Source organism: Nonomuraea candida (assembly GCF_000725485.1).
Taxonomy (GTDB): Bacteria; Actinomycetota; Actinomycetes; order Streptosporangiales; family Streptosporangiaceae; genus Nonomuraea; species Nonomuraea candida.
Map to the genome: position 1 here is coordinate 1 of NZ_JOAG01000118.1, position 1,530 is coordinate 1,530.

Sequence of the window (1,530 nt, forward strand, 5' to 3'; positions counted from 1 at the left end):
CAATGCCGGTTAGTTAACGCTTGAGGTGGGACGTCAAGGGTTCACGGAAACCGGGACAGAAGAACGGAGATCCAGTAGAACGGGTGATCTTCCACAACCATCCGTAACAGACTGGATCTCCGTTGAGCCGACAGTCTGCCAGGTCTGTCCTGGCCTGCGCCATCAGCACGGTCACATCGACCACCCGGACCGCGGCGGGGGTGTTCGCGCCGGGTCATCTGGGCGAGCTGACCCAGCTCATTCCCTTTGAGATGGTCGATGAGGCGCTGGCGGAAACGGGTGCGGTCGAGCGGAGGTTGCGGGACCTGCCCTCGCGGGTGGTGGTGTATCTGCTGCTGGCGGCAGGGCTGTTCGCCGGGCTGGGATATCGGCAGGTATGGGCTCGGCTGGTGTCGGGCCTGACCGACCCGGGCTCGCTGCCGTCGTCCTCGGCCTTGGCCCAGGCGCGACGCCGGGTCGGGGTAGCGCCGTTGAAGGCGCTGTTCGACCTGCTGGCGGGCCCGCCCGCGGGTGCGCTGCGGTGGCGGGGGCTGCTGGTTTGTGCGATAGACGGCACCACGATGTCGGTGCCCGACAGCCCGGCGAATCTGACCCGATACGGGCATCAAAGTGGTTCACATGGTGGGTCGGGCTATCCCCTCGTCCGACTGCTGGCCGTGGTGGTCTGCGGCACTCGGACCCTGCTCGCGGTGACCTTCGGCCCGTTCAAGACCGGCGAGACCAGCTATGCGCCCGCCCTGTTCGGCTGCCTGCGGCGGGGAATGGTGCTGCTGGCCGACCGGAACTTCGCGGTCAAGGACCTCGTCACAGCGATCGCCGACACAGGAGCGGACCTGATGATCCGCTGCAAGAACAACCGGGCCCTGCCCCGGCTGGCCACCCTGACAGACGGGTCATGGACCAGCGTGCTGGGCGGGGTGCCCATTCGCGTCATCGACGCCCACATCACCGTCACCCTGTCCGGCACCAACCGGCGGACCGTCCACTATCGGCTGATCACCACCCTGCTCGATCCGCACCGCTACCCGGCCCGGGACCTCGTCGTCCTCTACCACCAGCGCTGGGAAATCGAAACGATCTACCTCGAGCTGAAGTCGACCATTCTGGGCGGGCGGGTCCTGCGCGCCCGCACCCCGGCAGGCGTGGACCAGGAGATCTACGCCCTGCTCACCACCTACCAGGTCCTGCGGCTGGCGATGGCTGAGGCCACCGCCACCCATCCCGGCATCAGCGATGACCGGGCCAGCTTCACTATCGCCCTGCTGACCGCCCGCGATCAAGTGATCCACGCCGCCGGCATCCTCACCGACACCACCATCGACCTGCTGGGACGTATCGGCCGCGCCCTCCTTGAAGATCCCCTGCCACAACGCCGCGAACGCATCAGCCCACGCATCGTCAAGCGCGCGATCTCCAAACACCGAGCCAAAGGACAAGTCGACCGCACCAACCACCGCGCGAGCACCACCATCGACGTCCTCACCGAACACCAGTTGACAGCAGCCCAAAGCCCTTAACTTCCCGGCATTG

The 1,530-nt window shown here is 66.5% G+C and carries 1 protein-coding gene; it reads left to right on the plus strand.

Annotated features, from left to right (window positions below; genetic code table 11):
• The first annotated feature begins 122 nt into the window (after positions 1-122).
• A complete protein-coding gene (locus IO39_RS43280) occupies positions 123-1,517 on the plus strand; it encodes an IS4 family transposase (protein ID WP_211267392.1) in 1,395 nt (464 codons plus the stop codon).
• Positions 1,518-1,530 lie beyond the last annotated feature (13 nt).